A 24,984-nucleotide genomic window follows, 5' to 3' on the forward strand; every position below is an offset into this window, starting at 1 on the left:
GGCCGCCCTTCGGGGCGGTCTTTTCACAGACCCGCCCAAGGTTGCCCCCGAGGTTTTGCATGGTCACCAACGCCCCCGTCATAGACATCGACCGCGAGGCCTTCTGGCACGATCCCTACCCGACGCTGGCGCATCTGCGCGCCTCTGCCCCCGTCGCTTACGTGCCGCAACTCAATGCCACGCTGCTGACGCGGCGCGGTGACATTTGGACCTGCGAAAAGAACACCGCGGTGTTCTCCTCCGAGCAGCCCGAGGGTCTGATGACCCGCCTGATGGGGCAAAACATGATGCGCAAGGACGGCGCGGCGCATCAGGCCGAGCGCGCAGCGATTTTCCCCAGCACCTCGCCACGCACCGTGCGCGACATCTGGCTGGCGCAATTCCAAGCCGCCGCCACAAGCATCCTCGACGCCCTCGCGCCGCAGGGCCGCGCCGATCTGGTCAGCGATTACGCCCTGCCGCTCGCCGCCGAGGCGCTCAAGGCGATCACCGGCCTGACCAACATGAGCGCCGCCGAGATGGACCGCGTATCGCAAGGCATGATCGACGGCTGCGCCAATTACGCGGGCGATCCGCAGGTCGAGGCGCATTGCCACGCCTGCACCGCCTCAATTGACCGCCATATCGACGCCCGCATCGCCGAGATTGACGCGCGTCCCGACGCTTCGCTCCTTTCGGTGCAGCGCCGCGCCGGATTGGAGGACGCGCAAGTTCGGGCGAATATCAAACTGGCAATCTCGGGCGGGCAGAATGAACCGCGCGACGCCATCGCCGGCACGATCTGGGCGCTGCTCACCCATCCCGAGGCCCTCAATGCCATCCAGACCGGCCATGCCACATGGCGCGACGGTTTTGAGGAATACGCCCGCTGGATCTCGCCCATCGGCATGTCCCCGCGCCGCATCGCGCAGCCCTTTACGCTGCACGGCACCACGCTCGAGCCCGGCGATATGGCGTTCCTGATGTTCGGCGCCGCCAACCGCGACCCGGCCTGTTTCGCCGATCCCGAGCGTTTCGACCTCACTCAGAACCGCAGCAAATCCATCCCCTTCGGCGCCGGCCCGCATTTCTGCGCCGGCGCCTGGGCCGCCCGCGCCTTGATCGCCGAGGTCGCCCTGCCGATGGCCTTCGCCCGCCTCCCCCGGCTGCGCCTCGACCCCGACCATGCAGCGGTGTTCGGCGGCTGGGCCTTCCGCGGCCCGCTGTCGATCCACGTCCAATGGGACGCCCCCTAACCCCACTTTATGCCCTAAATATCCTCGGGGGATCCCAAGGGGGTGGAAAACCCCCTTGGCCGCGCGCGGGGCGGGCCCCGCCGGTTTGCACGGGGCTCGATGCCCCGCGCAAACCGCCCCCTTCAACGCAAATGGACCACCCTAAGGGTGGCCCATTGCCAAAGATCGCACTCGCTACAAACGCTTAAGCGACAAACAGCTCTCGCGCCTCAGACCCATTGAGCACCGGACGCGCCGCGGCAAAACCCGTGCCCGCCGCCAGCTCTGGGAACAGCCCGAGCAATTCCGCCCGCGTCTGCGTATCCAGCGCATTGAGCACTGCCTCGCTGGGTTGGAAGCTCTCGCTCCAGCTACCCTCGGCGCGGATGATCTCATGGCGCTCGCACATCACATGGATATAGCTGACCGCCTCAGGCGCCTCTTGCGTCACCTCCGGCAGTGCCAAGAGATCCGCCGCCGTCACCAGAACCTCACGCTCACCGAACATCAGCTCCGCCCGTGCGCCGGTCACCAGCATCCGGTGGCGCGGCGAGACGCGGAGGTCCTGCTCGGGCAGACCGGCGCCCAAAGCGCCCGCAGCGATGCGGATCGGCGCCGCCTGCGGGCAGGTCGCCAGTTCCGCCGCCGCCAAATCACGCCGCCCAACCCAAGCCAGCGGCTGATAGCCGTTGTCGCGGGTCAGCACCTTGTCGCCCGGCGCAAGATCCTCGACCGCGCGTTTGCCGCGCAAAGTGTCGATCATTGTGCCCGGGGTAAAGCAGATGATTTCCTCGAAATTCTCGAAATCCATCCGCGAGCCATCGGGGAAGTTCACATAGCCGGTGTAGGTCGTGGTGCCATCGCCATTGTCGGTCGAATGGGTCACCGTCACCGCCGGAGCCGGATCACCGGGCGCGGGCTCGGGCAAGACCAGCGTGTCAAACCCGTCCGACCCATTCACCGTGCCAGTGGTCGTGGTGACAATCTCGACACGGTCATCACCCGAGCCCAGATCCAGCCGCTCGATTTCCTCGAAACTGGCGGTCGAACCCTCATTCGACATCGTGCCTTCTTCGTCGCCGGTATAGATGACCTGCACATCCTCGGTGATCGCCGAGCCATCAAGCGTATCGCCCGCGGTCTCGCCGGTCTCGCCGCCGACAATCTCGTGATTGCCAAAACCGTCGAAGACCTGAAACACATCATCGCCCGAGCCGCCGTAAGCCAGATCATTGCCGCCATCGAGCACCAGCGTGTCATTGCCAAAGCCTGGCTCTGCCGCATCACCGGGCGCGCGTCCGCCAAGGTCACCGTCAATCGCATCGCCGTAGAGTGTGTCATCGCCCTCGCCGCCGACCAGCAGATCATCACCGGCGCCGCCGATCAGCTTGTCATCACCCGCATTGCCATAAAGCGAGTCGTTGCCGTCATTGCCCCAGATCGAGTCGTGACCCTCGCCGCCCATGATCGAATCGTCGCCATCATTCCCGAACAGGAAGTCATTGCCCGCGCCGCCGTCGATCGTGTCATCGCCGCGCCCGCCGCGAACGGTGTCATCACCGCTATGCGCATCAATCCGGCTGCCGGAATTATCGGCTTCATCGCCCTGCGCATCGGTATAGCCCGATTCAATACTGTCATTCCCATCGGTGCCATCTACCACCCCGTCAGGGATCGCCTCACCGGCGCTGGTCGCCGCCATATCGCTCTCGTCCAGCGGGCCTGCGCCGCTGACACTCTCCAGCACCACCGCCGAGGTATCGCCATAGCTCGCGGCACCATCCATGAACATGCCGACCTTCGAGCCATCGCTCAGGGTGACAATGGCAAAGGGCACACCCGTCGCCGTCGAGGCGCCATTGTCGTAATGCACCGTGGTCGCATAGGTGGTGATCTCGGTGACACTCAGCGGCGCGCCATTGACCGCCACCGTATCGCCCACCGCCAGAACATCCGGCGTCGCGGTGGTCGTCTCATAGCTGTCCGAGCTGGAATCGATCCCGCCGCCCGGGCTGCCTGCGCCATTGAAGGTCAGCGTTTCACCCGCTGCGGTCGGGCCGCCCGGGGACAATGTCAGGGTGTTCAGAGATAGGTCACTCATAGTCTTTTCCTCGATAACTCACCCGCAGAGGGCCTGGTCCAATCTACATTCCGAGCGGGCGCATATATTAAGGGGGATTGCGCATCGGCGCTGCACTCGGGCTCATTCCACTGACAAGCAGGAATATCGGGAGTTTATGCAGTAAATCAGTCCGAAAAACGTCAATTGTTGGGCGGGTGGAAACAGGGTGTTCAAACTCTTTACGCGTCCATTGCGGCCCGGCACCGCGGAATCATAAAGTCGATAAACCCTTGCACCTTTGGATCTTGCAGCTTGCGATGCGGGTAGAGGCAAGTCAAGACAGAGGGCAGCGGCGGCGTTTCCGGCAGGATTTCAACCAGTTCGCCGTTCTTCAGGGCGCCTTTGACCTCGAAGCGCGGGACATTGGCAATGCCCTTACCATCCAGCGCCCAATTGAGCAGCACATCCCCTTCATCGGCATCAAACCGGCCATTGGCGACGATTTTACGCGGCCCGTCTTCGGTTTCCAGCATCCAGAAATAATCCGGCGAGCGCGGGAATCGCAGCAATAGGCAATGATGGGCGGGTTCCATTAAATCCCGCGGATTGCTCACCGGCCCGTGTCGCTCCAGATATTCCGGGGTGGCACAGAGCACCCGCGGCACATCCGCGACCTTGCGCTGCTTGAGGTTGGAATCCCGCGGCGTGCCCAGAAAAAACGCCACATCCAGCTCCTCCTCGAACAGATCGACGCGGCGATCGGACAGCCGCAAACGCACATCGACATGGGCGAAAGCCTCGCAATATTCGGGCACCAAAGGCGCCACCAAACGCCGCCCGATGCCCAAAGGCGCGGTGACCCGAAGGGTGCCGCGCGGATTGCTGGCGATCCCTGCCAGCGAGGCTTCGGCATCCTCCAATGTCGAAATCACCCGCCGCGCCTGATCATAGAACATCCGTCCGGCCTCGGTCGGCACCAGTTTGCGCGTGGTGCGGTTCAACAACCGCGTGCCCAGCCGCGCCTCCAGCTCCTTGATCCGCTTCGAGGCCACCGCTGGCGTTAACCGCAGATCCCGCCCGCCCGAGGTGATCGAGCCCAGCTCCACCACCCGCACGAAAACCTTGATGCTCTCCAAATAAGCCACAAATCCCCCCGTTTGCGCGATCATACCGCCCTCGCCGCCCCCGCCGCCAGCAACTTTATGCCTTAAATATCCCGGGGGAATGCACCGCCCCGCGGGGCATGTTGGGGCAGCGCCCCATCGGCTTGGCCGCAGGCCATGGCGTGTGCGATCCGCAGGATCGCCGGGGCTGACGCGGGCGTGGGCCCTGCGCCCGCACCCGTGTCAGCGCAACTCCCTACCGCCCAGCGCAACCGAGGACCGGCTTGCAACCCGCCGCGCTTCTCGGGCAAGTTGACGCGACACTAACCAGAGGTTCCCATGACCATTCCCCAGCGCCTGCGCGATTTCGCCGATGATCTGACCGCCATCCGCCGCGATCTGCACCAACATCCCGAACTCGGCTTCGAGGAGGTCCGCACCTCCGGCATCGTCGCCCAGCACCTGCGCGACTTTGGCATCGAGGTGACCACCGGCATCGGCAAGACCGGCGTGGTCGGCGTGCTCAAGGGCAACCGCCCGGGCCGCACCATCGGGCTGCGCGCCGATATGGATGCGCTGCCGATCGATGAGCAAACCAACCTGCCCTATGCCTCGAAAACCCCCGGCGTGATGCATGCCTGCGGCCACGACGCGCATACCGCGATCCTTCTGGGCACCGCCCGCTATCTCGCCGAGACCCGCGATTTTGCTGGCACCGCGGTGTTCATCTTCCAGCCGGCCGAAGAAGGCTTGGGCGGCGCCCGCGCGATGATCGCCGAAGGGCTGTTCGAGCGCTTCCCTTGCGATGAAATCTACGGGCTGCACAATTCGCCCTACACCGAACCCGGAAAAATCGGCGTGCGCCCGGGCAAGGCGATGGCGGGGGCGAATTTCTTTGATATCGAGATCACCGCCAAAGGCTGCCACGCCGCCACGCCGCATAACGGCATCGACAGCATCGTGATCGCCTCGGCGCTGGTGCAGCAATTGCAATCCATCGTCGCGCGCAATGTGCCGGCCCATGAGAAAGTGGTGCTCTCGGTCACCCAGATGCACGCGGGCTCGGCCTATAACGTGCTGCCCGAGGTCGCCACGCTGGCCGGCACGGTGCGCTATTTCGACCGCGATCAGGCCGAGATGGTCACCCAGCGCATGCAGGATCTTTGCGACGGCATGGCGCGCAGCTACGGGGTCGAGATTTCGCTAGCAATGCGCAATGTGTTCGACGTGCTGGAAAATGATCCCGAAATGTCGCAGGCGCTCTATGAGGCGGCGCAGGGTCTCGTCGGCGAGGATGCGTTTTTGCACGACAGTCAGGTGATGGGCTCCGAGGATTTTGCCGATATGCTGCAGGTCGTGCGCGGCGCGCATTGCACCATCGGCCATAGCGGCTCGGTGCCGCTGCACAATCCGGGCTTTGTGCTCGATGACGCGCTCTTGCCATTGGGCGCGGCACTGATGGCGCGGATGGTCGAGACCCGCGGCGGCGCTTAACGCGACAAAATGATCGCGCCGCAGAGCCTTTGCCTGCGGCGCATTCCACGTCTTGCGGGAGGATCAGAGCGACGTCACCGCTCCAGCCCTAACAACCGATCCAGCGACAGCCGCCCCGGCCCATAGGCCAGCAGCACCAGAAAGCTTGCCGCCCACAGCCCGTGGGTGACCCAAGCGTTCGGATAGACGAAAATCTGGATCACCAGCGTCATCCCCAAAAGCGCCAGCGCCGAGAGGCGGGTGAACAGCCCCACGATCAGCAGCACCGAAAACACATGTTCGGCAATCGTCGCCATCACCGCGGCCAGCGCCGAGGGGATGATCGGCAGCGCGTATTCATGCTCGAACAGGAACCATGTCGAATCCGCAATCGCAAAGCCCTCGACCTTGGTCTGGCCGGATAGGAAAAACACCCAAGCCACGAACACCCGCGCCGCCAGCCCGACCAGATCCTTGGGCACCAGCCGCCCGATCAGCGCATTCAACGCCTGCACTCTTCCGCGCAGCCCGAGGGCGGCTGGGGTTAAACTGGAGTCGGTCATAGGGTCTCTCCTGTGATAGCGGTGATCAGCCCGTGTTTCAGCAATAGCGCCAGTATCCGTGTCGGGTCTCCGTGCCCTGCGGCCGCGCCGAGACTCCGCCCCGCGTGCAACTCGCGCAGCACCGCGCAATCTGCGGCCTCCAGCGGAATCACCGGCACCTCAAACGCCGGCAAACGCGCGATCAGGGCAAATTCGGCGCCCGTGGGCAGTGGCTGCGCCTCGGCGCCGGGCTGGTTGTTGGTCCAGATGCTGACCACCGGCCAGGCGCTGCCAAAGGCCGCCACCGAGGGCGCCAGTGTCAGCCGCAGCCCCGAGGGATCACCGCGCGTCAGCGCCGCCGGATCGGCGACGGGCGCATCCGCCGCGTGATAGGCAAGCCCGCGCGCCCATTCCAGCCGCGCCACATCGCCCAGATAGGGCAGACCGGCGGCAGGCGGGAACCCCTCGATAAACCCTGCGAACTCCGCGCCCCAGTCGATCAGAACCGGCGTTTGCGGCGGATGACTGGCGGCAAATGCCCGCCCCATCGCAGTGAAAAACGCTGCCCCGACCAACCGCTCGACCACCGCAAACCGCTGCGACAGGGCGCTGCACAGCCCGTGCTGCACGTTGTTGCGGTAGACCAGAAACCGCCGCTCTACCGCATCCGCCTGCGCCAGCCCGTCCGGCGTGGCCGTGGTCCAAAGCGCGTTGTGAAATCGTGCCTGCATCGCCGCGTGAGAATCAAGCAGCGCAGTCATCACGCGCGCCTTTCAAGATCCCATCGGCGCGCGCAGCCTCGGCCTGTAGCACCGCGAATTCGGGAATATCATTATCCCATTCCACCAGCGCAGGCAGCGGACCGGCGCGCGCGATCACCTCGGCGAATAGCGTCCAGACCGGATCAGCGACGGGGCGCGCGTGGCTGTCGATCAATAAGGGACCGTCCGGCAGTTCCTCGCTGTCATGCCCCGCAAGATGGATCTCGCCGACCAGTTCCAGCGGGAACTCGGCCAGATAGGCGCGCGGATCAAACCGGTGGTTGGTGGCGCTGACAAAGACGTTGTTGACGTCCAAGAGCAGCCCGCAACCGCTGCGCCGCGCGATCTCGCGCAGGAAATCGACCTCACCCCAAGTGCTATCCTCAAAAGTGACATAGGTCGCGGGGTTCTCCAGCAACATGCGTCGGCCCAGCGCCTCTTGGGTCTGTTCGATATGGGCGCAAATCACCGCCAGCGTCTCATCGGTATAGGGCAGCGGCAGTAGGTCATTGAGCCAAGCTGCCCCATGCGAGGACCACGCCAGATGCTCGGAAAAACTCGCCGGTTGATAGCACTCGATCAAGACCCGCAAACGGGCCAGATGATCGCGGTCCAACGCGCCCGCGCCACCAATGGACAGGCCAACCCCGTGCAGCGAGATCGGATAGTCGGCGCGTAACCGCTCCAGCATCGCATGCGGCGCCCCGCCCGCGCCCATGTAATTCTCGGCGTGGACCTCATAGAAACCGGTGGCCTCGGGGCTGGCGAGGATCTGCGGGTAATGCTCGGGCTTGAAGCCAAGGCCGGAACGGGCGGGCAGCGAAGTCGGGATCAACAGCATAGGGTCCTCCGGCGGCGGGCAAAATCATTGCGGAAAGGCTCGAAAACGGGGGCAGGCACGCTCGCCCGCCCCCAAAGACGCGCGGCTCAGGCCGGCAGGTCGCGGTTCATGCTGACATAGGAGCCGTCGCGCATCGTGCCGTCCTCCATCGCCGGCATCTCGATCGAGTTGCAGGTGCCCGCCGGAACAAGCGTCCAGGCGTTGCCCTGATAATCCATCGTCGAGGTGCCCGCACAGGTGGTGCCCGGTCCGGCGGCGCAATCGTTCTCACCCGCCATCGAGACGCCAAAGCAGCGCTCCATATCGGCGTGTTCCTCGGCCTGCACCGCGCCTCCGGCGAGGGTCAAAGCGGCAGCCACCGAAGCGGCAAGAAGTTTGGTCGAATTGTCCATGGGTCTCTCTCTCCTGTTGAAGCCTGCGGTGTTGCGGGCCTGACTGACAGGACGCGGGGACGCCGCGCTGCGTTACGCGGTTCACGCAGGCGTGACATCCGCCGGTTTTTCCGTGATGTTTGGGACAGGCGATGTAACAACACTTGCAAATGACCCGTAAGGAGACTGCGTGACCACGCCAGATGAGCCAAGCTGGGAAGAGCTGATGCGCGCAGCAAACCGGGGCGAGCAGCGCCCCTATGCGCAGCTTTTGCAGGCGATCACGCCAGTGGTGCGCGGCATAGTGCGGGCACGTGGCAGCGGGCTCGGACCCGAGGGTTGCGAGGATGTGGTGCAAGAGGTGCTCTTGACGATTCATCTCAAACGACAGACATGGCGCGAGGATGCACCGCTGCGGCCTTGGCTCTATGCGGTGACCCGTCACAAGGTGATCGACGCGTTTCGCGCGCGGGGCAAACGCATCGACCTGCCGGTCGATGATTTCCTCGAGGTTCTGGCGGCTCCGCCCGGACCCGACCCGCTGGCGGCACGAGATATGGACCGCGTGATCAATGAGTTGGACCCGCGCGCCGCGCAGATCGTGCGCGCGATTGGCATCGACGGCGAGAGCGCCGCAGACACTGGCGCCCGTCTGGGTATGAGTGAGGGGGCGGTGCGCGTTGCCCTGCACAGGGCGCTGAAATCTCTCGCAAACCTGCGGGAAAGGATGATCGAATGAGAACCGAGGATCTGATCGCCGTTCTGGCCGCCGACACCGCCCCGCAGACCACGCCGGGGCAGCGGATGCTGCGCGCCCTGCCACCGGCGGCGGTGTTGACGCTGCTAGCGCTGGTCATGGTCTGGCAGGTGCGCCCCGATCTGGCGCAGATCATGGCCTCGCCCGCGGCGCTGAAAACCATCGTGCCGTCGCTGTTCGGGCTGGTGACACTCTGGCTCGGGCTCGGTGTAATGCGCCCCGAATCGCGGGCGCGGGTTCAATGGCTAGTGCTTGGCGCAATGCTGGCGATCAGTGCCGCGGTCCTCGGCGCGGTGTTGGCAACGGTCGGCCTGTCGGGGCTGATCGCGGCGCTGGATACGCCCTCGCTGTTGATCTGTTTCCTGTCGATCCCGCTCTTGTCGGCTTTGCCCTTGGCGGCGATCTTTTGGGCGATGGCCTCGGGCGCGCCCGCCCATCCGCGCCACGCCGGAATCGCTGCGGGCGCTCTGGCCGGAGCGATTGGCTCGGCCGCCTATTCGCTGCATTGCCCCGAGGATTCGCTGCTGTTTTGCCTGCCCGCTTACGGCGCAAATATGGTGATCGTGGCGGTGATCGGCGGGTTGCTCGCGCCCCGAATCTTGCGCTGGTAAGCACCACGCGCGCCCGCGTCAGTCCTTGCTACGAAACAACCCGCGTGCTTGCGGCGGCGGCAGCCTCGCGCCACGGCGGCGCACCACCGGCACGGCATATTCCGCCGTTGGATGCGGCGGCAGCCCGTGGAACCGGTGCCAGAACATCCGCCCGCCGCGCATCCGCCACATCCGCACGCTCAGCAGCACACCGGCCAGAAACCCGCCGATATGCGCCCAGAAGGCCACCGAGGAGGACGATGCAGGCGTCGACATCCCGCCCCAGACCTGCAGCGCGAACCACAGGCTCAAGAGCAACCACGCAGGCATCGCGATGATGCGAAAGGCCACGACGAGGTAGAACCCGACCTCGACCCTTGCGCGCGGGAACATCAGGAAATACCCGCCCATAACCCCCGCCACCGCGCCCGAGGCGCCGGCCACCGGCACCTCGCTGTGCAGCGCCGAGACATATTGCATCAGTGCCGCCAGCACCCCGCACAGCAGGTAGAAACCGAGGAACTTCAGATGCCCCATCTCGGCCTCGAGGTTGTCGCCGAAAATGCGCAGAAACAGCATGTTGAGGCCGATATGAAACCAACCACCGTGCACAAACACCGAGGTCAGCGGCGTATACAGCCCCTCGCCCGATGTCAGCCGCGCGGGCACCATCCCCCAAGTGCGAAACACCTCGTCAATGCTGGCGCCGGTGCCCGCTGGCCAATAGGCCAGAAACACCGCGACATTCAGCGCAATGAGCGCATAGGTGACATAGGGCGTATGGCCCGAGGGATTGCGATCGCGGATCGGTAGCATCTGCCTGACTTCCGCGATCTGCAGCCCTGCGTCAAGCGCCAGATACCTCGGCCAGCAATTGCGCGTTGCCCCCCGAGGCGGTGGTATCCACGCAGACATGGCGCTCGGTCAGCGCATGAGCGGCATCGGGATGCGTGGTGATCAGGGGCAGGATCGGCCCCGAACGCACCGCCAGAGCCTGCGCATATGCGCGCGCCTGCGCGGCCTCGCCCCACCAGAGCACGCCGCTGAGGCCGCTCGCGGTGGTAAGCCAGTCCGCTGGCACTGCACCGCCTGCAGTCACCGCAACACCGCCGAAAGCGCGGATCGCCGCCACCTGCGAAGCCTCGGCCTCAGGCCCCGGTCCAAGGCACAGCACTGGCCCGCGCGGATGCAGGCTCAAGCGGTTTGATTCGCCGGTCGGCCCGGGCATATCGCGGGTGGTAAGCGCGGCGTCGCGGTGCGGGGCATTCAGCGCCTGTTGCACCGCGTCCAGATTGGCGGCGGGTTGATCCACGGCAGCCACCTCGGGCGCCGCCACCGGCATCGCCAGCCGCGCCACATATTCCGGCCCGCCCGCTTTCGGGCCGGTGCCGGACAGCGCCTCGCCGCCAAACGGCTGGCTGCCAACCACCGCGCCGATCTGGTTGCGGTTCACATAGGTATTGCCGACGCGCATGGTCTCGACGATCTCTTGCACGCGGTCGTCAATGCGGGTGTGCAGCCCGAAGGTCAGCCCGTAGCCGCGCGCGTTGATCGCCGCCATCACCTTGGGCAGATCCCGCGCCTTGAACCGCGCGATATGCAGCACCGGCCCGAAGACCTCGCGCTCCAGCTCCTCGATACCGCTGACCTTGATCGCCACCGGCGCGATGAAATGCCCTTGATCGGGCGCGCGCAACTCATGCAGCACCCGCCGCTCGCGCCGCGCCTTGCTGACATAACTGCGGATACCGCCAGCGGCCTCGGCGTCGATCACCGGCCCGACATCTGTCGAGACCAGCCACGGATCGCCGATCTCCAGCGCATCCATCGCCCCGTAGAGCATCTGTAGCAAGTGATCGGCCACATCCTCTTGCACATAAAGGCACCGCAGCGCCGAGCACCTTTGCCCCGCCGATTGGAACGCACTGGCGACGACATCGCGCACCACCTGTTCGGGCAGCGCGGTGCTGTCGACGATCATCGCGTTGAGCCCGCCGGTCTCGGCGATCAACGGCGCGCCGGGGTCGAGATGTTCGGCCATGGATCTGCGGATGATCTGCGCGGTCTCGGTCGAGCCGGTGAAGACCACGCCGTCAACGCGCGGATCACGGGTCAGCGCCGCGCCGACCACCGCCCCGTCGCCGGGCAGGAGTTGCAGCGCATGGGACGGCACCCCCGCTTCCAGCATCAGACGGGTGGCAAGATCGGCGACCAATGGCGTTTGCTCGGCGGGTTTGGCCAGCACCGCATTGCCCGCGGCCAAGGCGCCGGCGATCTGGCCGGTGAAAATCGCCAGCGGAAAGTTCCACGGCGAGATACAGACCAGCCGCCCGCGCGGTGTCATATCTGTGGTGATCCGCGCCGCGTAATAGCGCAGGAAATCCACCGCCTCGCGCAATTCGCCCTCGCAATCGGGCATGCTCTTACCGGCCTCCCGCGCCAGAATCGCATAGAATTCGCCTGCGTTCGCCTCATAGGCATCGGCGGCGCGGTTGAGGATCGCGGCGCGCTCCTCGGCGCTTGCGTCCCATACACGGGCCGCGCCCAATGCGGCGTCGACATCGGCGGCACTGGCCAGCGTGACCTGCCCGACACGCTCCTCAGACCGCGCGGGGTTCATCACCGGCACAACCTCATCGCTTTGCACTGGCACCGCCAGACGCGGCGCGGCGCTGAACTCTTGGCCCACAAATGCCCCGCGCGCGGCATCGATACGCGCGAAATCCCCGCGAGCCATCAGGTCATGCCCCACCGAATTCCGCCGCTCGGGCAGGAACAATTCCGGCCCTTTCGGCAGCGCAAAAGGCTGATGCGCAGCGAAGGGACAGGCGGCAACCTCTTCGGCGGGCACCTCTTCATCGACAATCTGGTTCACAAAGGAGGAATTCGCCCCGTTTTCCAGCAAGCGCCGCACCAGATAGGCCAGCAAGTCGCGATGCGCCCCTACCGGCGCGTAAATCCGGCAATGCGTGCCCTCGGATTTCAGCACGATATCATGCAGCGCCTCGCCCATCCCGTGCAGCCGCTGGAACTCATAGCTGTCGCGGTCCAGCCCCGCCGCCATTTCCAGCACCGCCGCAACGGTATGCGCGTTATGGGTGGCGAACTGCGGATAGAGCCGATCAGTCAGGCCCAACAGCTTGCGGGCATTGGCGATATAGCTGATGTCGGTGGCGGTTTTGGCGCTGAACACCGGAAACCCGTCAAGCCCGAAAACCTGCGCGCGTTTGATCTCGGTGTCCCAATAGGCGCCCTTGACCAGCCGCACCATCAGGCGGCGATCAAGCCGCTCGGCCGTCGCCGCCAGCCAGTCGATCATCGCTCCCGCGCGCGGACCGTAGGCCTGCACCACAACACCGAACCCGTCCCAACCCTCAAGCGCGGGGTCCGAGAGCACCTCGGCAATCACGTCGCGCGACAGCGCGAGGCGGTCTTGTTCCTCGGCGTCGATATTGAAGCCCATACCGTGACGCGCCGCCAGCCGCGCCAGCTTGCCGACCCGCGGCACCAATTCGCGCATCACCCGCTCGCGCTGGCCCTCCTCGTAGCGCGGATGCAGCGCCGAAAGCTTCACCGAAATCCCCGGATTTTTGCGCAGATCGTCGCTGGTGCAATTCGTCCCGATCGCCTCGATCGCGGCGGCATAGGCGGCCTGATAGCGCAGCGCATCCGCATCGGTGCGCGCCGCTTCGCCCAGCATATCATAGGAATAGGTATAGCCGCGCGCCTCCATGCCTGCGCCGCGTTTCATCGCCGACTGGATGGTCTCGCCCAGCACGAACTGGCGCCCCATTTCCTTCATCGCGCGGCCCACGGCGGTGCGGATCACCGGCTCGCCCAAGCGTTTCACGGCGGCACGCAGATGGCCGGCCACCCCCGGTTCGCCCTCATCCAAAACGCGGCCGGTCAGCATCAACGCCCATGTCGAGGCATTGACCAAGGACGACGACGAGCGCCCCAGATGGGTGCCCCAATCCGAGGGCGAAATCTTATCCTCGATCAGCGCATCGACGGTGCTGGCATCCGGCACCCTGAGCAGCGCTTCGGCCAAACACATCAGCGCCACGCCTTCATCGGTGGACAGCCCGTATTCGGCCAGAAACACCTCCATCAAACCGGGTTTGGCGCCGCTACGGATCGCCTTGACCAGCGCCGTGCCACGCGCGACGATGGCCGCGCGCGTCGCCTCATCCAACGCGGATTGCGCGATCAAATCGGTGACAATATCCGCTTCGGCGGCAGGGATTGGAAAGTTCAGAGGATCAGTGCGCATAAATTCACCCAAAAACGCAATTTTCCTGACAATACACCCGTTGCACCCGCGTTGTTTCCCGATTACCCCTGAACGGCAGATAAAATGCCCTATTAATGCATTGGTGACAGGACGATGAACTGCGACGACTTGGACAGCTTTGATCTGGCGATTCTGGGCATCATGCGACAGGACGGGCGGATCAGCGTCACCGAACTGGCCAGCCGCATCAGCCTGTCAAAATCGCCGACACAGGCACGGCTCAAACGGCTGGAGCGTGACGGCTATATCACCGGCTATCAGGCGCTCTTGGATCATCAGCGGTTGGGGCTGGGCCATGTGGTGTTCGTCGAAGTGCGGCTCAATGACACCCGCGAGAGCGCCCTGCGCGCCTTTGCCGAGGCGGTGCATGCCACGCCCGAGATCGAGGAATGCCATCTGATTGCCGGTGCATTCGACTACCTGCTGAAGGTGCGCAGCGCCAATATCCACAATTACCGCCAGATCCTCGCCGAGCAAATCTCGCGCCTGCCGCATGTCTCATCGACCTCGACCCATGTGGCGATGGAATCGGTCAAGGAAAGCGGCGGCACCAGCGCCACCGGCTGACCCACCCTTGCGCCGCCCGCGCCATGCACTATCTATAAGGTCAGGAAATACGGGGCGTTGATATGATCCGATACGCGCTGAAATGCGAAAAAGACCACAGATTTGAAAGCTGGTTCGCCTCGGCGTCGGCCTATGACACGCTGCGCAAGGCGGGGCATGTCAGCTGCGTCGAGTGCGGCAGTGTCGAGGTGGAGAAAACCTTGATGGCGCCCGCCGTGACCGCGACCAAAGCCCCCAAGACCACCCCTGCCGCCCCGCCCGCAAAGGGCAGCGCGGATGCTGCCGCGCGCACCGCCACCGAAGGCGCGCTGAGCACCCCGCGTGAGGCGAAGCTGGCCGCGCTGCGCCGCAAGGTCGAGGCAAACTCGGATTATGTCGGCAATAACTTCGTCTCGGAAGCCCGCGCCATGCATCTGGGCGACGCGCCCGAGCGGCCGATCTGGGGCGAGGCGCGGATCGACGAGGCCAAGGCGCTGGTCGATGACGGGGTGCCGGTGCTGCCGCTGCCGTTCATTCCGCGCTCAAAGACCAACTGACCCCCGCCGAACCGCGCCCCACACGCGACCTGCTGTCGCAGAACCGCCGGTCTGCAGCGCCTATCCGCCTTGTAATGCTGCAAACTCTTGCGCGCCGCGCCTGCCGCGCGTAAGAGAAGCCGCGCCGCACATCGGGTGCGGGGCAGGTTTTTGCGGGGGCTGGAATGCCTACTTTGGTGATGAAATTCGGCGGCACCTCCGTCGCCAACCTCGAGCGCATCGCGAATGTCGCCGAGAAAATCTCGCGCGAGGTCGAGCGCGGCTATAATGTCATCGTCATTGTCTCGGCCATGTCGGGCAAAACCAATGAATTGATCGGCTGGGTCAATGACACCTCCGATATCTATGACGCGCGCGAATATGACGCGGTGGTCGCCTCGGGCGAGAATGTCACCGCCGGATTGATGGCGCTGCGGCTGCAGGAAATGGGCGTCTCGGCGCGCAGCTGGCAGGGCTGGCAAGTGCCGATCAACACCACCTCGGCGCATTCGGCGGCGCGGTTCGTGTCGATCCCGCGCGACAATATCGAGGCGAAATTCGCCGAAGGCTTCCGCGTCGCCGTGGTCGCGGGCTTTCAGGGCGTCAGCCCCGAGGGCCGCATCACCACGCTGGGCCGCGGCGGCTCGGACACCACCGCGGTCGCTTTTGCCGCCGCTTTCGAGGCCGAGCGCTGCGATATCTACACCGATGTGGACGGGGTCTATACCACCGACCCGCGGATCACCGCCAAAGCCCGCAAGCTGGATAAGATCAGCTACGAAGAAATGCTTGAACTCGCCAGCCTTGGCGCCAAAGTGCTGCAAACCCGCTCGGTCGAGCTGGCGATGCGCTACGGGGTGCGGCTGCGGGTGCTCTCGTCGTTTGACGAAACCGATGAAACGTCCGGCACTATGGTCTGTGACGAGGAGGAAATCATGGAATCTAAAGTCGTCTCGGGCATCGCCTTTTCGCGTGACGAAGCCAAGGTCACCCTCGTTACCGTCGAGGACCGGCCCGGCATTGCCGCCGCAATCTTCGGCCCCTTGGCCGATGCCGGTGTCAACGTCGATATGATCGTCCAGAACATCAGCGAAAAAGACTATGACGAGGTCCATCCGGGCGCGGTCACCGATATGACCTTTTCCTGCCCGATCGACCAGATCAACCGCGCCCGCAAAGCGATGGAGAACGCCAAGGCCGCTGGCTCGATCAACTATGAAAACCTGATCGTTGATGCGGATGTCTCGAAGGTTTCGGTGGTCGGCATCGGCATGCGCAGCCACACCGGCGTTGCCGCCAAGATGTTCCGTGCGCTGGCCGCCGAGGGCGTCAACATCAAGGTGATCTCGACCTCCGAGATCAAGATCTCGGTGCTGATCGACCGCAAATATATCGAACTCGCGGTACAAACCCTGCATGATGAATTCGATCTGGGCGCCCCCGCCGACGACGTTTAAACACGGGCTGGCGCGCAAACGGGCAGTGCTCTTGCGCGCTGCCCGCGCCAAAAGCACTGCGGCCCCTTGCGTGCCTAGCGCCGATATATGGCCGCCTTGCCGTTTCCCTTATAAGCTGAGTTGGTTTACTGTTGGCCCGCCCTGCCTTGATAGCACGTGAGGACGCACGCCCTGATGCCAGATCGTAGCGACAGCGAAAGCGAAAGCCGCAAACTCCTGCGCCGGTTGCGGGACACTTTGGCCGAGCATGGGCAGGGTCAGGAACGGCTCGACCAGATCACCACTTTGATCGCCGAATCGATGCATGCCGAGGTCTGCTCGATATACCTGTTTCGCGACAGCGAGACGCTGGAGTTATGCGCCACCCAAGGGTTGAACCCCGAAGCCGTGCACAACACCCGCCTGCGGCTGGGCGAGGGTCTGGTTGGCCGCGTCGCGCGCAGCGGTCAGGTGGTCAATACCGCCGACGCCCCCTCCGAACCCGGTTTCCGCTTTATGGCCGAGACCGGCGAAGAGTGTTTCTCCAGCTTTCTGGGCGTGCCGGTGCAGCGTCTGGGCGAGAAACTCGGCGTCTTGGTGGTGCAATCTCGCAATGCCCGCGCCTATTCCGACGATGAAATCTATGCGCTGGATGTGGTCGCGATGGTGCTCGCCGAGATGACCGAACTGGGCGCGTTCAACGGCAATGGCAGCGCGATTTCCGGCCCGCACGAGCATCCGGTGATGCTGCGCGGCGGCTCGGGGCAAGAGGGCACCGCCGAGGGCAATGTCTGGCTGCATGAGCCGCGGGTGGTGATCACCAATTTCGTCAATGACGATCCCGACGCCGAGCTTGAGCGGCTGCGCGAGGCGGTGACCGAATTGCGCGGCTCGGTCGGCGACCTGCTGCGTATGGCCGCCGATGCCGACAAAGAGCACCGCGAAATTCTCGAGGCTTACCAAATGTTTGCCAATTCGCGCGGCTGGCTGCGGCGGATGGAGCAAGGCATTGAAAGCGGCCTCTCCGCCGAGGCCGCGGTCGAAAAAGACCAGTCGATGACCCGCGCACGCTTGCAACAGGTGCCCGATCCCTATCTGCGCGAACGGCTCTATGATCTCGACGATCTGGCCAACCGCCTGCTGCGCATCCTGACCGGACAGGGCCGCGACACCGGTGCGATGATGCCCGACCGGCCAATTCTTGTGGCGCGCAATATCGGCCCCGGAGAACTTCTGGAATACGGCAACCGCCTCAAGGGCGTGGTGCTCGAAGAAGGCTCGGTCGGCTCGCATGCGGCGATTGTCGCGCGGGCGCTGGCGATCCCACTGGTGGTGCATTGCGACCGCATCACCATCGAGGCGCTGAACGGCGACACGATCATCGTCGACGGCGACGAGGGCGTGGTGCATCTGCGCCCCGATGACAGCGTCGCGGCGGCGTTTCGCGACAAGATCATCATGCAGACCCGCGCCGCCGAACGCTATGCGGCGCTGCGCGACAAACCGGCGATTGCCCGCTGCGGCGCACAGGTGGCGCTGCATATGAACGCCGGCATTATGGCCGATCTCCCCTCGCTCGAAGGCTCGGGTGCCGAGGGCGTCGGCCTGTTCCGCACCGAATTGCAGTTCCTCTTGCGCAACTCAATGCCTCGGCGCTCGGAACTGGCCGCACTCTACGCCCGCGTGCTCGATGCCGCTGGCGACCGCCGGGTGGCATTCCGCACGCTCGATATCGGCTCGGATAAGGTCATGCCCTATATGAACCGCCCCGAAGAGCCGAACCCGGCGATGGGCTGGCGGGCGATCCGCGTCGGGCTCGACAAGCCCGGCGTGATGCGGATGCAATTGCAAGCGCTGATCCGCGCCGCCAATGGCGGGCCACTGACGGTGATGTTCCCGCTGATTGCCGAGATGGGCGAATTCATCAGCGCCCGCGATATCCTCCTGCGCGAGATCGAGCGCGAGGCGCGGCTCGGCCATCCGCTGCCGAAATCGCTGGAAGTCGGCGCGATGCTGGAAACCCCGAGCCTCGTCTATGCGCCGGATGCCTTCTTTCAACTGGCGGATTTCATCTCCATCGGCGGCAATGACCTCAAGCAGTTCTTCTTTGCCGCCGACCGCGAGAACGAGCTGGTGCGGCGGCGCTATGACGGGCTTTCGGTCAGCTTTTTGACCTTCATTCAAAAGATCATCGAACGCTGCGCCGAGGCCGGCACCCGCCTGTCCTTCTGCGGTGAGGATGCGGGGCGTCCGATTGACGCGCTGGCGCTTGCCGGTGCGGGGATGCGCGCGCTCTCGATCCGCCCCGCCACCATCGGGCCGGTCAAAGAGCTGATTCTGCGCGCCGATCTCTCCGAAGTGGCGCAGATTATCGAAGACGCCAAGCAGCAGGGGCTCGATTCCGTGCGCCCGCAGCTGGTCTCCTATGTGCGCAGCCTGCCGCCTCTGGACCGCTCGCAGTTTCAGCCCGCATTGAACGGCGTGACCTCGCCCGACACCTGATCCCAAGCACCGGGTTGCAGCGCATAGCCCAAGACCCGCTCGGGGTTGGTCGGCGGCGGCATCACCACATGATCCAGCCGGGTAAAACCGAACCGCTGGTAATAAGAGGCATCGCCCACCAGCAACACGCGCTCCCAGCCCAAGGCCCGCGCCGCATCCACCGATTCGCGGATCAACATCTGCGCCAGCCCTTCGCCTTGCCGCGTCGGATGCACCGCCACCGGCCCGAGCAACAGGCAAGGGTCGCCGCCGACCAGCACCGGCCATTGCCGGATCGCACCGACCACCGCGCCACTGCGGTCGCGCATCACCAGACAGAGCCCCGCCACCGGTGCCACCGCCTCGCGCAGCCGGTAGGACGAGAGCGCGGTGCGCCCGGGCGCAAAGCACAAATCGTAAAGCGCCTCGACCTCCCAGTGGTCGTCAGCTTGTTCTTGCGCCAGATCCACCTGCGCCTCCGGCCATAAATCGCTGGACTCGCCCCTAGCATGCGATAAATCCAAGATCAAACCATAGGAGAGCTAATGTTCTACCGCCCTGCAGATGGCCACGGGCTGCCGCATAATCCGTTCAACGCGCTGATCACCCCGCGCCCGATCGCCTGGGTCTCGACCCGCGACAGCGAGGGCCGTGAGAACCTCGCACCCTATTCCTTTTTCAACGCCGTCGCCTATACGCCGCCGCAGGTGATGTTCACCAATACCGGCGCGAAATCCGACCGCGAGGGCGGCAAGGACAGCGTCTCGATCATCCGCGAGACCGGCGTATTCTGCATCAATATTGTCTCTCGCGCGCTGATCGACGCGATGAATGCCAGCGCCGAACCACTCCCGCGTGAGGTGGATGAATTCACCCATGCCGGGCTTGAACGCGCCGAATGCACCTCGATCCCCTGTTCGCGGGTGGCCGCGGCACCGGCGGCGCTGGAATGCCGCGTGACCCAGATTGTGCCGCTTCTGGGCCGTGACAATTCCATGGTGATCGGCGAGGTCACCGGCATCTATATCGATGACGCCTGCCTGATCGACGGCCGTTTCGCCTATGAAACCTTCACCCCACTCGGGCGTTTGGGCTATCACGACTACGCCTATGTCACCGAGCCCTTCACCCTCAATCGCCCCGGTCAAACCTAACCGTAAGTCCCGGTTTCATCTTGCCTAAAATACTCATTCCACCGCACCGCCACACGCCGCCGCCAGCCGATTAAGCGCTGGCGCGCGCGCAAGCGGGATGGCGGGCGGGAGCGCCGCGCGCGCGCCTATGTCTGCAACACCGCACCGGGGTTCAGAATGCCCACGGGATCGAGCAACCCCTTCAGCCCGCGCATCACCGCCAGCGAGACCGGATCACCGTAGCGCTCCAGATCCGCAGTTTTAAGCCGCCCGACCCCGTGTTCGGCGCTGACCGAGCCACCGAGCTTGGCCACCTCTTCGTGCACCGTATCCATCACCTGTCGGCGTTGTCCGTCATAGGCGGCCCGCGTTTCGCCCTCGGGCGCGAAAACGTTGAAATGCAGGTTGCCGTCGCCCAGATGGCCAAAGCAATTGACCCGAAACCCGCCCAACCGCGCCACCGCCGCCAGTGCCGCTTCGATGAAGGCGGGCAGGGCCTCCAGCGGCAGCGACACATCATGGCTCGAGACCGAGCCAATCAGCCGGTTGGCTTCCGGTATCGCTTCGCGCAGCGCCCAGAATTGCGCCCGTTGCGCTTCGTTCTGCGCGATCACCCCGTCGAGCGCCAGACCGGCCTCGGCGGCCTCTTCAAACAGCGTCTCTAATTCACCTTCGGGGCTCAATCCCGCCGGCAAGCCCAGATCGACCAAGACCACCCATTCGGGCGGCACGTCGAAGGGTTGGCGCACATCCGGCAATTTTTCGGCCAGAAACCGCAGCCCCATGCCGCCGATCAACTCGAACCCCGAGACGCCTTCGCCCAGCCGTGCCTGCGCCAGTGCCAGCAACTCAAGCGCGGCGGCGGGCGAGGGCACCACCAGCATCGCCGCGCCCGAGCGTGCCGGACGGCTGACCATGCGCAGGCTGGCGGCACTGATAAAGCCCAGCGTGCCCTCCGACCCGACAAACAGATGCCGCAGGTCATAGCCGAGATTGTCCTTGCGCAGCCGCTTGAGCCCATGGATCACCCGCCCGTCGGCCAGCACCACCTCCAGCCCCAGCACCTGCTCGCGCATATTGCCCCAGCGCAGCACACCGGTGCCGCCTGCATTGGTCGCCAACAGCCCACCGATCCGCGCCGAACCCTCAGAGCCCAGCGAGACCGGAAACAACCGCCCGACGCCTTCAGCGGCGGCCTGCACATCGGCCAGAATACAGCCCGCTTCGGCGATCATCACATTGCCCGCAGGCTCCACCGCGCGCAGGCCGGTCATCCGCTCGGACGAAATCAACAGTGGCAGCGGCCCCTCAGTCATCACCTGCCCGCCAACCAATCCAGTGCCGCCGCCATAAGGCACCACGCCCACCTGTGCCGCCTGTGCCGCGCGCAGGATCACCGCCACCTCTTCAGGCGTGCGCGGACAGGCCACCGCCGCTGCCTGCCCAAAGTAGCGCCCGCGCGGCTCACTCAGGTCACGCTCCTCGGGCGCACGCAGTGCCGCATCGGGCAATTGCTCGGCCAGATGCGCCAGAAATTCCGGGCCTGCGGGGTTCAACGCCATGCCGCGCCGCTCCTTTACGTTAAGCCTAACCGCCGATTAACCGACATTCGTCCGCCCCCGCCGGTCGCTGCGCAGATTGGCGTAAAGCACATGATTGCGCCAGCGCCCGTTGATCTGCAAATAGCTCTGCGCGATACCCTCGTATTTGAAACCGGATTTCTCCAGCACGCTGCGCGAGGCGACATTCTCGGGCAGGCAAGCGGCCTCAATGCGGCTCAGGTCCAGCGTGGTGAAGGCATAGCTCACCAAGCCATGGATCGCCTCGCGCATATAGCCCTGCCGCGCAAAGGGCTGGCCGATCCAATAGCCGATGGTGCCGACCTGCGCCGGACCGCCGCGGATATTCTCCAGCGTGATCGCGCCCAGCAGCAACCCGTCGCTGCGCCGGGTCAGAAACACCGGCAATCCGGTGCCCTGCGCCTGCAGCCGCGCTGCCCATTGCACACGCGCGCTAAAGCTGCGGCGGGTCAGGTGATCGGGCGACCAGGTCGGTTCCCATTTGGTCAGGAACCCGGCGCTGGCCTCACGCAATGAGGCCCATTGCCGGTAATCGCCATGTTCGGGCAGCCGCAACACCATACGCTCGGTTTCCAGCCGGAACCGCCGCCGCGCGCGGACAAGGCCCAGCATCAGGCGACAAGCCTCTCGCGCAACGCCTCCAAGGGCGGCGCATCCGCCACCGGCCCATAAAGCGCCATGCTCAACCGGCCCGAAGCGGCGGTTTTCTCGGCAAATGCACGGATCGCATCCAGATCAACCGCGTCGATCTTCTCGATGGTCTCCGACAGGCTTGGCACCCTGCCCCAAACCGCCAGCAGCCGCGCCAGACGCTCGGCGCGGCTCGAGGGGCTTTCCAGCCCCATCAACAGCCCCGCCTTCATTTGGGTGCGGGCGCGGGCGACTTCGGCCTCGGACATATCTTGCGTCGAGCGGCGCAACTCATCAATCGTCAGCATCGCCAGATCAGCCAGATCGCGCCCGCCGGTGCCGGCATAGATGGTCAGCGCGCCGGTGTCCTCATGAGCGCCGGCCTGCGCAAAGGTCGTGTAACACAGCCCGCGCTCTTCGCGCAGCTTCTGGAACAGCCGCGAAGACATGCCGCCACCCATCACAGAAGAATAAATCTGCGCAGTGAACAGATCGGCGTCGCGGTAGCCCGGCCCCTCCAGTGACAGCGCGAAATGCGCCTGCTCGAGGGTCTTAATCTCGCGCCGCTCATTGCAGGCAAAGCGCGCGGGTTCCGCCAGCGGCATCTCGACCGCAGGCAGATCGCCGAACAGCGCCTCGGCCAACCGCACGATCCGGTCGTGATGCACCGCGCCCGAGGCCGCCAGGATCATCTGCCCCGGCCCGTAGTGCCCCGCCACAAAACCGCGCAGATCCTCGGCACCGTAATTGGCGATCCGCTCGGCAGGGCCAAGGATCGGCCGCCCCAGTGCCTGATCGGGATAGGAGGCCTCTTGCAGCCAGTCGAAAATCACATCGTCGGGGGTATCGAGCGCCTGCCCGATCTCTTGCAGGATCACATGCCGCTCAACCTCGATCTCGCGCGCATCAAACGCCGGATTGAGCACGATATCGGCGATCACATCCATCGCCAGCGGCACATCGGCCTCGAGAACTCGGGCGTAATAAGCAGTCATCTCGCGGCTGGTATAGGCGTTGATATAGCCGCCAACATCCTCGATTTCCTCGGCAATTTGCAAAGACGTGCGTTTGGCGGTGCCTTTGAATGCCATATGTTCGAGGAAATGCGCGATGCCGTTTTGCTCGCTGCGCTCATGGCGCGCACCGGCGGTGACCCAGACGCCGACCGCCGCCGAGGCCAGCCCCGGCATCGGCTCGGTGACAATACGAAACCCGTTGTCCAGAGTTGTGATCTGCTGCATCAGGCCCCCGTTCGCTCTAGGATCAGCGCTTGCAAGGCGGCAAGGTCGCCGGTCATGCGGGTGACGCGCTCTTCGCGCTCAAATAGATCTGCCATCCGTGGCGGCAGCGCCGGACGTATGCCGGTGGCAGCCTCGACGGCATCGGGGAATTTTGCCGGATGCGCGGTGGCCAGCGTGATCATCGGCGTCGCGCCAAGGTGATCGACGGCGACAGCGGTGCCAACAGCGGAATGCGGGCACAATAGCTCGGCGGATTGCGCCAGCGTGGTCTTGATGCTCGCCGAGGTTTCCGCCTCGGACACGCGACCGGAAGTAAACACTTCACGCAGCGCCTGCAAAGCGCCTTGGCTGACGGTAAAGGCCCCGGTGGATTTCAACTCATCCATCACCTGCGCCACCGCCGCGCCCTCGCGCCCATAGGCATCAAACAGCGCGCGCTCGAAATTCGACGAGACCTGAATATCCATCGACGGGCTGATCGAGGGATGCACCTTGTCGGTCTGATAGACGCCGGTGGTCAAGCAGCGGTGCAGAATGTCGTTCTGGTTGGTGGCGATCACCAGCTTTTCAATCGGCAAGCCCATCTGCCGCGCGATATAGCCCGCGAAGATATCGCCGAAATTGCCGGTCGGCACGGTGAAGCTGACCTTGCGGTGTGGCGCACCAAGGCTGACCGCCGAGGAGAAATAATAGACCACCTGCGCCAACACCCGCGCCCAGTTGATCGAATTCACTCCCGCCAACCGCACCCGGTCGCGGAACTCGAAATCGTTGAACATATCCTTCAAGAGGCCCTGACAGGTGTCAAAATCCCCGTCCACCGCCAGCGCATGCACATTGGCGTCCGCCGCGGTGGTCATCTGGCGGCGCTGCACCTCGGACACACGGCCATGCGGAAACAGGATGAAGACATCGACATTGCTCAGGCCCCGAAACGCCTCGATCGCCGCTGAACCGGTGTCGCCCGAGGTCGCACCGACAATCGTCACCCGCTCGCCCGAGCGTCCCAAGGAGGCTTGGAACAACTGCCCGATCAACTGCATGGCAAAGTCTTTGAACGCCAGGGTCGGGCCGTGGAACAATTCCAGCAGGAAATGATTGGGCGCCAGTTGTTTGAGCGGCGCGCGCGCATCATGCCCGAAACCGGCGTAAGCCTGCGCGATCAGGGTCTTGAACTCGGCATCGGTGAAAGTGTCGCCGATAAACGGCTTCATCACCGTAAAGGCGATCTCTTCATAGCTTTGCCCTGCCATCGCGGCAATCTGCGCATGGCTCAGGCTGGGCACGCTCTCGGGCAGATACAGGCCGCCGTCGCGGGCTAGCCCGGTCAGCATCGCCTGTTCAAAGCTCAATTCAGGGGCCGCGCCACGGGTGGAGATGTATTTCATAGGGA

At 64.7% G+C, this 24,984-nt stretch carries 22 protein-coding genes; 9 read left to right on the forward strand and 13 right to left on the reverse strand.

Annotation, left to right across the window (positions count from 1 at the left end; genetic code table 11):
* Positions 1 to 59: 59 nt before the first annotated feature.
* Complete coding sequence (locus tag DDE20_RS07945) at positions 60 to 1,235, forward strand: cytochrome P450 (protein ID WP_116557958.1); 1,176 nt, start codon at positions 60 to 62, stop codon at positions 1,233 to 1,235.
* 184 nt (positions 1,236 to 1,419) lie between these two features.
* Here the strand turns inward: DDE20_RS07945 and DDE20_RS19335 are convergent, their stop codons facing one another.
* A complete protein-coding gene (locus DDE20_RS19335; protein WP_116557959.1) occupies positions 1,420 to 3,315 on the reverse strand; it encodes a Hint domain-containing protein in 1,896 nt (631 codons plus the stop codon).
* Between the two features lie 200 nt (positions 3,316 to 3,515).
* Positions 3,516 to 4,421, reverse strand: a complete 906-nt coding sequence (locus DDE20_RS07955; RefSeq protein WP_116558341.1) for a LysR family transcriptional regulator — start codon at positions 4,419 to 4,421, stop codon at positions 3,516 to 3,518.
* 297 nt (positions 4,422 to 4,718) lie between these two features.
* Between DDE20_RS07955 and DDE20_RS07960 the strand changes: the two genes are divergently transcribed.
* Positions 4,719 to 5,873 carry a M20 aminoacylase family protein gene (locus DDE20_RS07960; RefSeq protein WP_116557960.1) on the forward strand — a complete coding sequence of 385 codons (1,155 nt, stop codon included), beginning with the start codon at positions 4,719 to 4,721 and terminating at the stop codon, positions 5,871 to 5,873.
* 74 nt (positions 5,874 to 5,947) lie between these two features.
* Here DDE20_RS07960 and DDE20_RS07965 read toward each other — a convergent pair whose 3' ends face one another.
* From DDE20_RS07965 to DDE20_RS07980, 4 genes are all read right to left on the reverse strand, one after another.
* The gene (locus tag DDE20_RS07965; protein ID WP_116557961.1) at positions 5,948 to 6,415 is read right to left on the reverse strand and encodes a DoxX family protein; all 468 of its coding nucleotides are present in this window, start codon (positions 6,413 to 6,415) and stop codon (positions 5,948 to 5,950) included.
* Entirely contained in the window at positions 6,412 to 7,155 is a 744-nt protein-coding gene (locus tag DDE20_RS07970; protein WP_116557962.1) for an HvfC/BufC N-terminal domain-containing protein, read from the reverse strand. The genes DDE20_RS07965 and DDE20_RS07970 overlap by 4 nt, the downstream gene beginning before the upstream one ends.
* Positions 7,139 to 7,996, reverse strand: coding sequence for an MNIO family bufferin maturase (gene bufB, locus DDE20_RS07975; protein WP_205961640.1), 858 nt, complete (start codon positions 7,994 to 7,996; stop codon positions 7,139 to 7,141). The genes DDE20_RS07970 and bufB overlap by 17 nt, the downstream gene beginning before the upstream one ends.
* An 86-nt stretch (positions 7,997 to 8,082) precedes the next feature.
* On the reverse strand, positions 8,083 to 8,388 hold the full coding sequence (locus DDE20_RS07980; protein WP_116557963.1) for a BufA1 family periplasmic bufferin-type metallophore: 306 nt from the start codon (positions 8,386 to 8,388) through the stop codon (positions 8,083 to 8,085).
* Positions 8,389 to 8,557: 169 nt separating this feature from the next.
* Between DDE20_RS07980 and DDE20_RS07985 the strand changes: the two genes are divergently transcribed.
* Both DDE20_RS07985 and DDE20_RS07990 read left to right on the forward strand, forming a co-directional pair.
* Entirely contained in the window at positions 8,558 to 9,106 is a 549-nt protein-coding gene (locus DDE20_RS07985) for a sigma-70 family RNA polymerase sigma factor (RefSeq protein WP_240607918.1), read from the forward strand.
* The gene (locus tag DDE20_RS07990) at positions 9,103 to 9,735 is read left to right on the forward strand and encodes an NrsF family protein (RefSeq protein ID WP_116557964.1); all 633 of its coding nucleotides are present in this window, start codon (positions 9,103 to 9,105) and stop codon (positions 9,733 to 9,735) included. Before DDE20_RS07985 ends, DDE20_RS07990 begins: the two co-directional genes overlap by 4 nt.
* Before the next feature lie 18 nt (positions 9,736 to 9,753).
* Here DDE20_RS07990 and DDE20_RS07995 read toward each other — a convergent pair whose 3' ends face one another.
* Positions 9,754 to 10,530 (reverse strand): rhomboid family intramembrane serine protease, encoded by a 777-nt coding sequence (locus tag DDE20_RS07995; RefSeq protein WP_116557965.1) that lies wholly within the window; start codon positions 10,528 to 10,530, stop codon positions 9,754 to 9,756.
* Between the two features lie 31 nt (positions 10,531 to 10,561).
* Entirely contained in the window at positions 10,562 to 13,987 is a 3,426-nt protein-coding gene (gene putA / locus DDE20_RS08000) for a bifunctional proline dehydrogenase/L-glutamate gamma-semialdehyde dehydrogenase PutA (protein ID WP_116557966.1), read from the reverse strand.
* A 114-nt stretch (positions 13,988 to 14,101) separates the two neighbouring features.
* Between putA and DDE20_RS08005 the strand changes: the two genes are divergently transcribed.
* The 4 genes from DDE20_RS08005 to ptsP all read left to right on the forward strand — a co-directional run bounded on the left by DDE20_RS08005 (position 14,102) and on the right by ptsP (position 19,028).
* Positions 14,102 to 14,575: an Lrp/AsnC family transcriptional regulator gene (locus tag DDE20_RS08005; RefSeq protein WP_116557967.1), complete on the forward strand. Its 474-nt coding sequence runs from the start codon at positions 14,102 to 14,104 to the stop codon at positions 14,573 to 14,575.
* Between the two features lie 62 nt (positions 14,576 to 14,637).
* Positions 14,638 to 15,111 carry a DUF1178 family protein gene (locus tag DDE20_RS08010; protein ID WP_116557968.1) on the forward strand — a complete coding sequence of 158 codons (474 nt, stop codon included), beginning with the start codon at positions 14,638 to 14,640 and terminating at the stop codon, positions 15,109 to 15,111.
* A gap of 164 nt (positions 15,112 to 15,275) precedes the next feature.
* The gene (locus DDE20_RS08015) at positions 15,276 to 16,547 is read left to right on the forward strand and encodes an aspartate kinase (protein ID WP_116557969.1); all 1,272 of its coding nucleotides are present in this window, start codon (positions 15,276 to 15,278) and stop codon (positions 16,545 to 16,547) included.
* A 174-nt stretch (positions 16,548 to 16,721) separates the two neighbouring features.
* A complete protein-coding gene (gene ptsP / locus DDE20_RS08020; protein ID WP_116557970.1) occupies positions 16,722 to 19,028 on the forward strand; it encodes a phosphoenolpyruvate--protein phosphotransferase in 2,307 nt (768 codons plus the stop codon).
* Here the strand turns inward: ptsP and DDE20_RS08025 are convergent.
* Positions 18,989 to 19,477: a GNAT family N-acetyltransferase gene (locus tag DDE20_RS08025; protein ID WP_116557971.1), complete on the reverse strand. Its 489-nt coding sequence runs from the start codon at positions 19,475 to 19,477 to the stop codon at positions 18,989 to 18,991. The genes ptsP and DDE20_RS08025 overlap by 40 nt on opposite strands.
* 75 nt (positions 19,478 to 19,552) lie before the next feature.
* Between DDE20_RS08025 and DDE20_RS08030 the strand changes: the two genes are divergently transcribed.
* Positions 19,553 to 20,161 (forward strand): flavin reductase family protein, encoded by a 609-nt coding sequence (locus DDE20_RS08030; RefSeq protein WP_116557972.1) that lies wholly within the window; start codon positions 19,553 to 19,555, stop codon positions 20,159 to 20,161.
* 125 nt (positions 20,162 to 20,286) lie between these two features.
* Here the strand turns inward: DDE20_RS08030 and DDE20_RS08035 are convergent, their stop codons facing one another.
* Genes DDE20_RS08035 through thrC form a run of 4 tightly spaced genes read right to left on the reverse strand, consistent with a single transcriptional unit; the run spans position 20,287 to position 24,979 of the window.
* Positions 20,287 to 21,702: an FAD-binding oxidoreductase gene (locus DDE20_RS08035; protein WP_116557973.1), complete on the reverse strand. Its 1,416-nt coding sequence runs from the start codon at positions 21,700 to 21,702 to the stop codon at positions 20,287 to 20,289.
* Between the two features lie 36 nt (positions 21,703 to 21,738).
* Complete coding sequence (locus tag DDE20_RS08040) at positions 21,739 to 22,332, reverse strand: GNAT family N-acetyltransferase (protein ID WP_116557974.1); 594 nt, start codon at positions 22,330 to 22,332, stop codon at positions 21,739 to 21,741.
* A complete protein-coding gene (locus DDE20_RS08045; RefSeq protein WP_116557975.1) occupies positions 22,332 to 23,591 on the reverse strand; it encodes a M16 family metallopeptidase in 1,260 nt (419 codons plus the stop codon). Before DDE20_RS08045 ends, DDE20_RS08040 begins: the two co-directional genes overlap by 1 nt.
* Positions 23,591 to 24,979 carry a threonine synthase gene (gene thrC / locus DDE20_RS08050; RefSeq protein WP_116557976.1) on the reverse strand — a complete coding sequence of 463 codons (1,389 nt, stop codon included), beginning with the start codon at positions 24,977 to 24,979 and terminating at the stop codon, positions 23,591 to 23,593. Before thrC ends, DDE20_RS08045 begins: the two co-directional genes overlap by 1 nt.
* Positions 24,980 to 24,984: the final 5 nt, after the last annotated feature.

Origin of the sequence: Pararhodobacter oceanensis (genome assembly GCF_003076755.1) — a bacterium.
Classification (GTDB): domain Bacteria; phylum Pseudomonadota; class Alphaproteobacteria; order Rhodobacterales; family Rhodobacteraceae; genus Pararhodobacter; species Pararhodobacter oceanensis.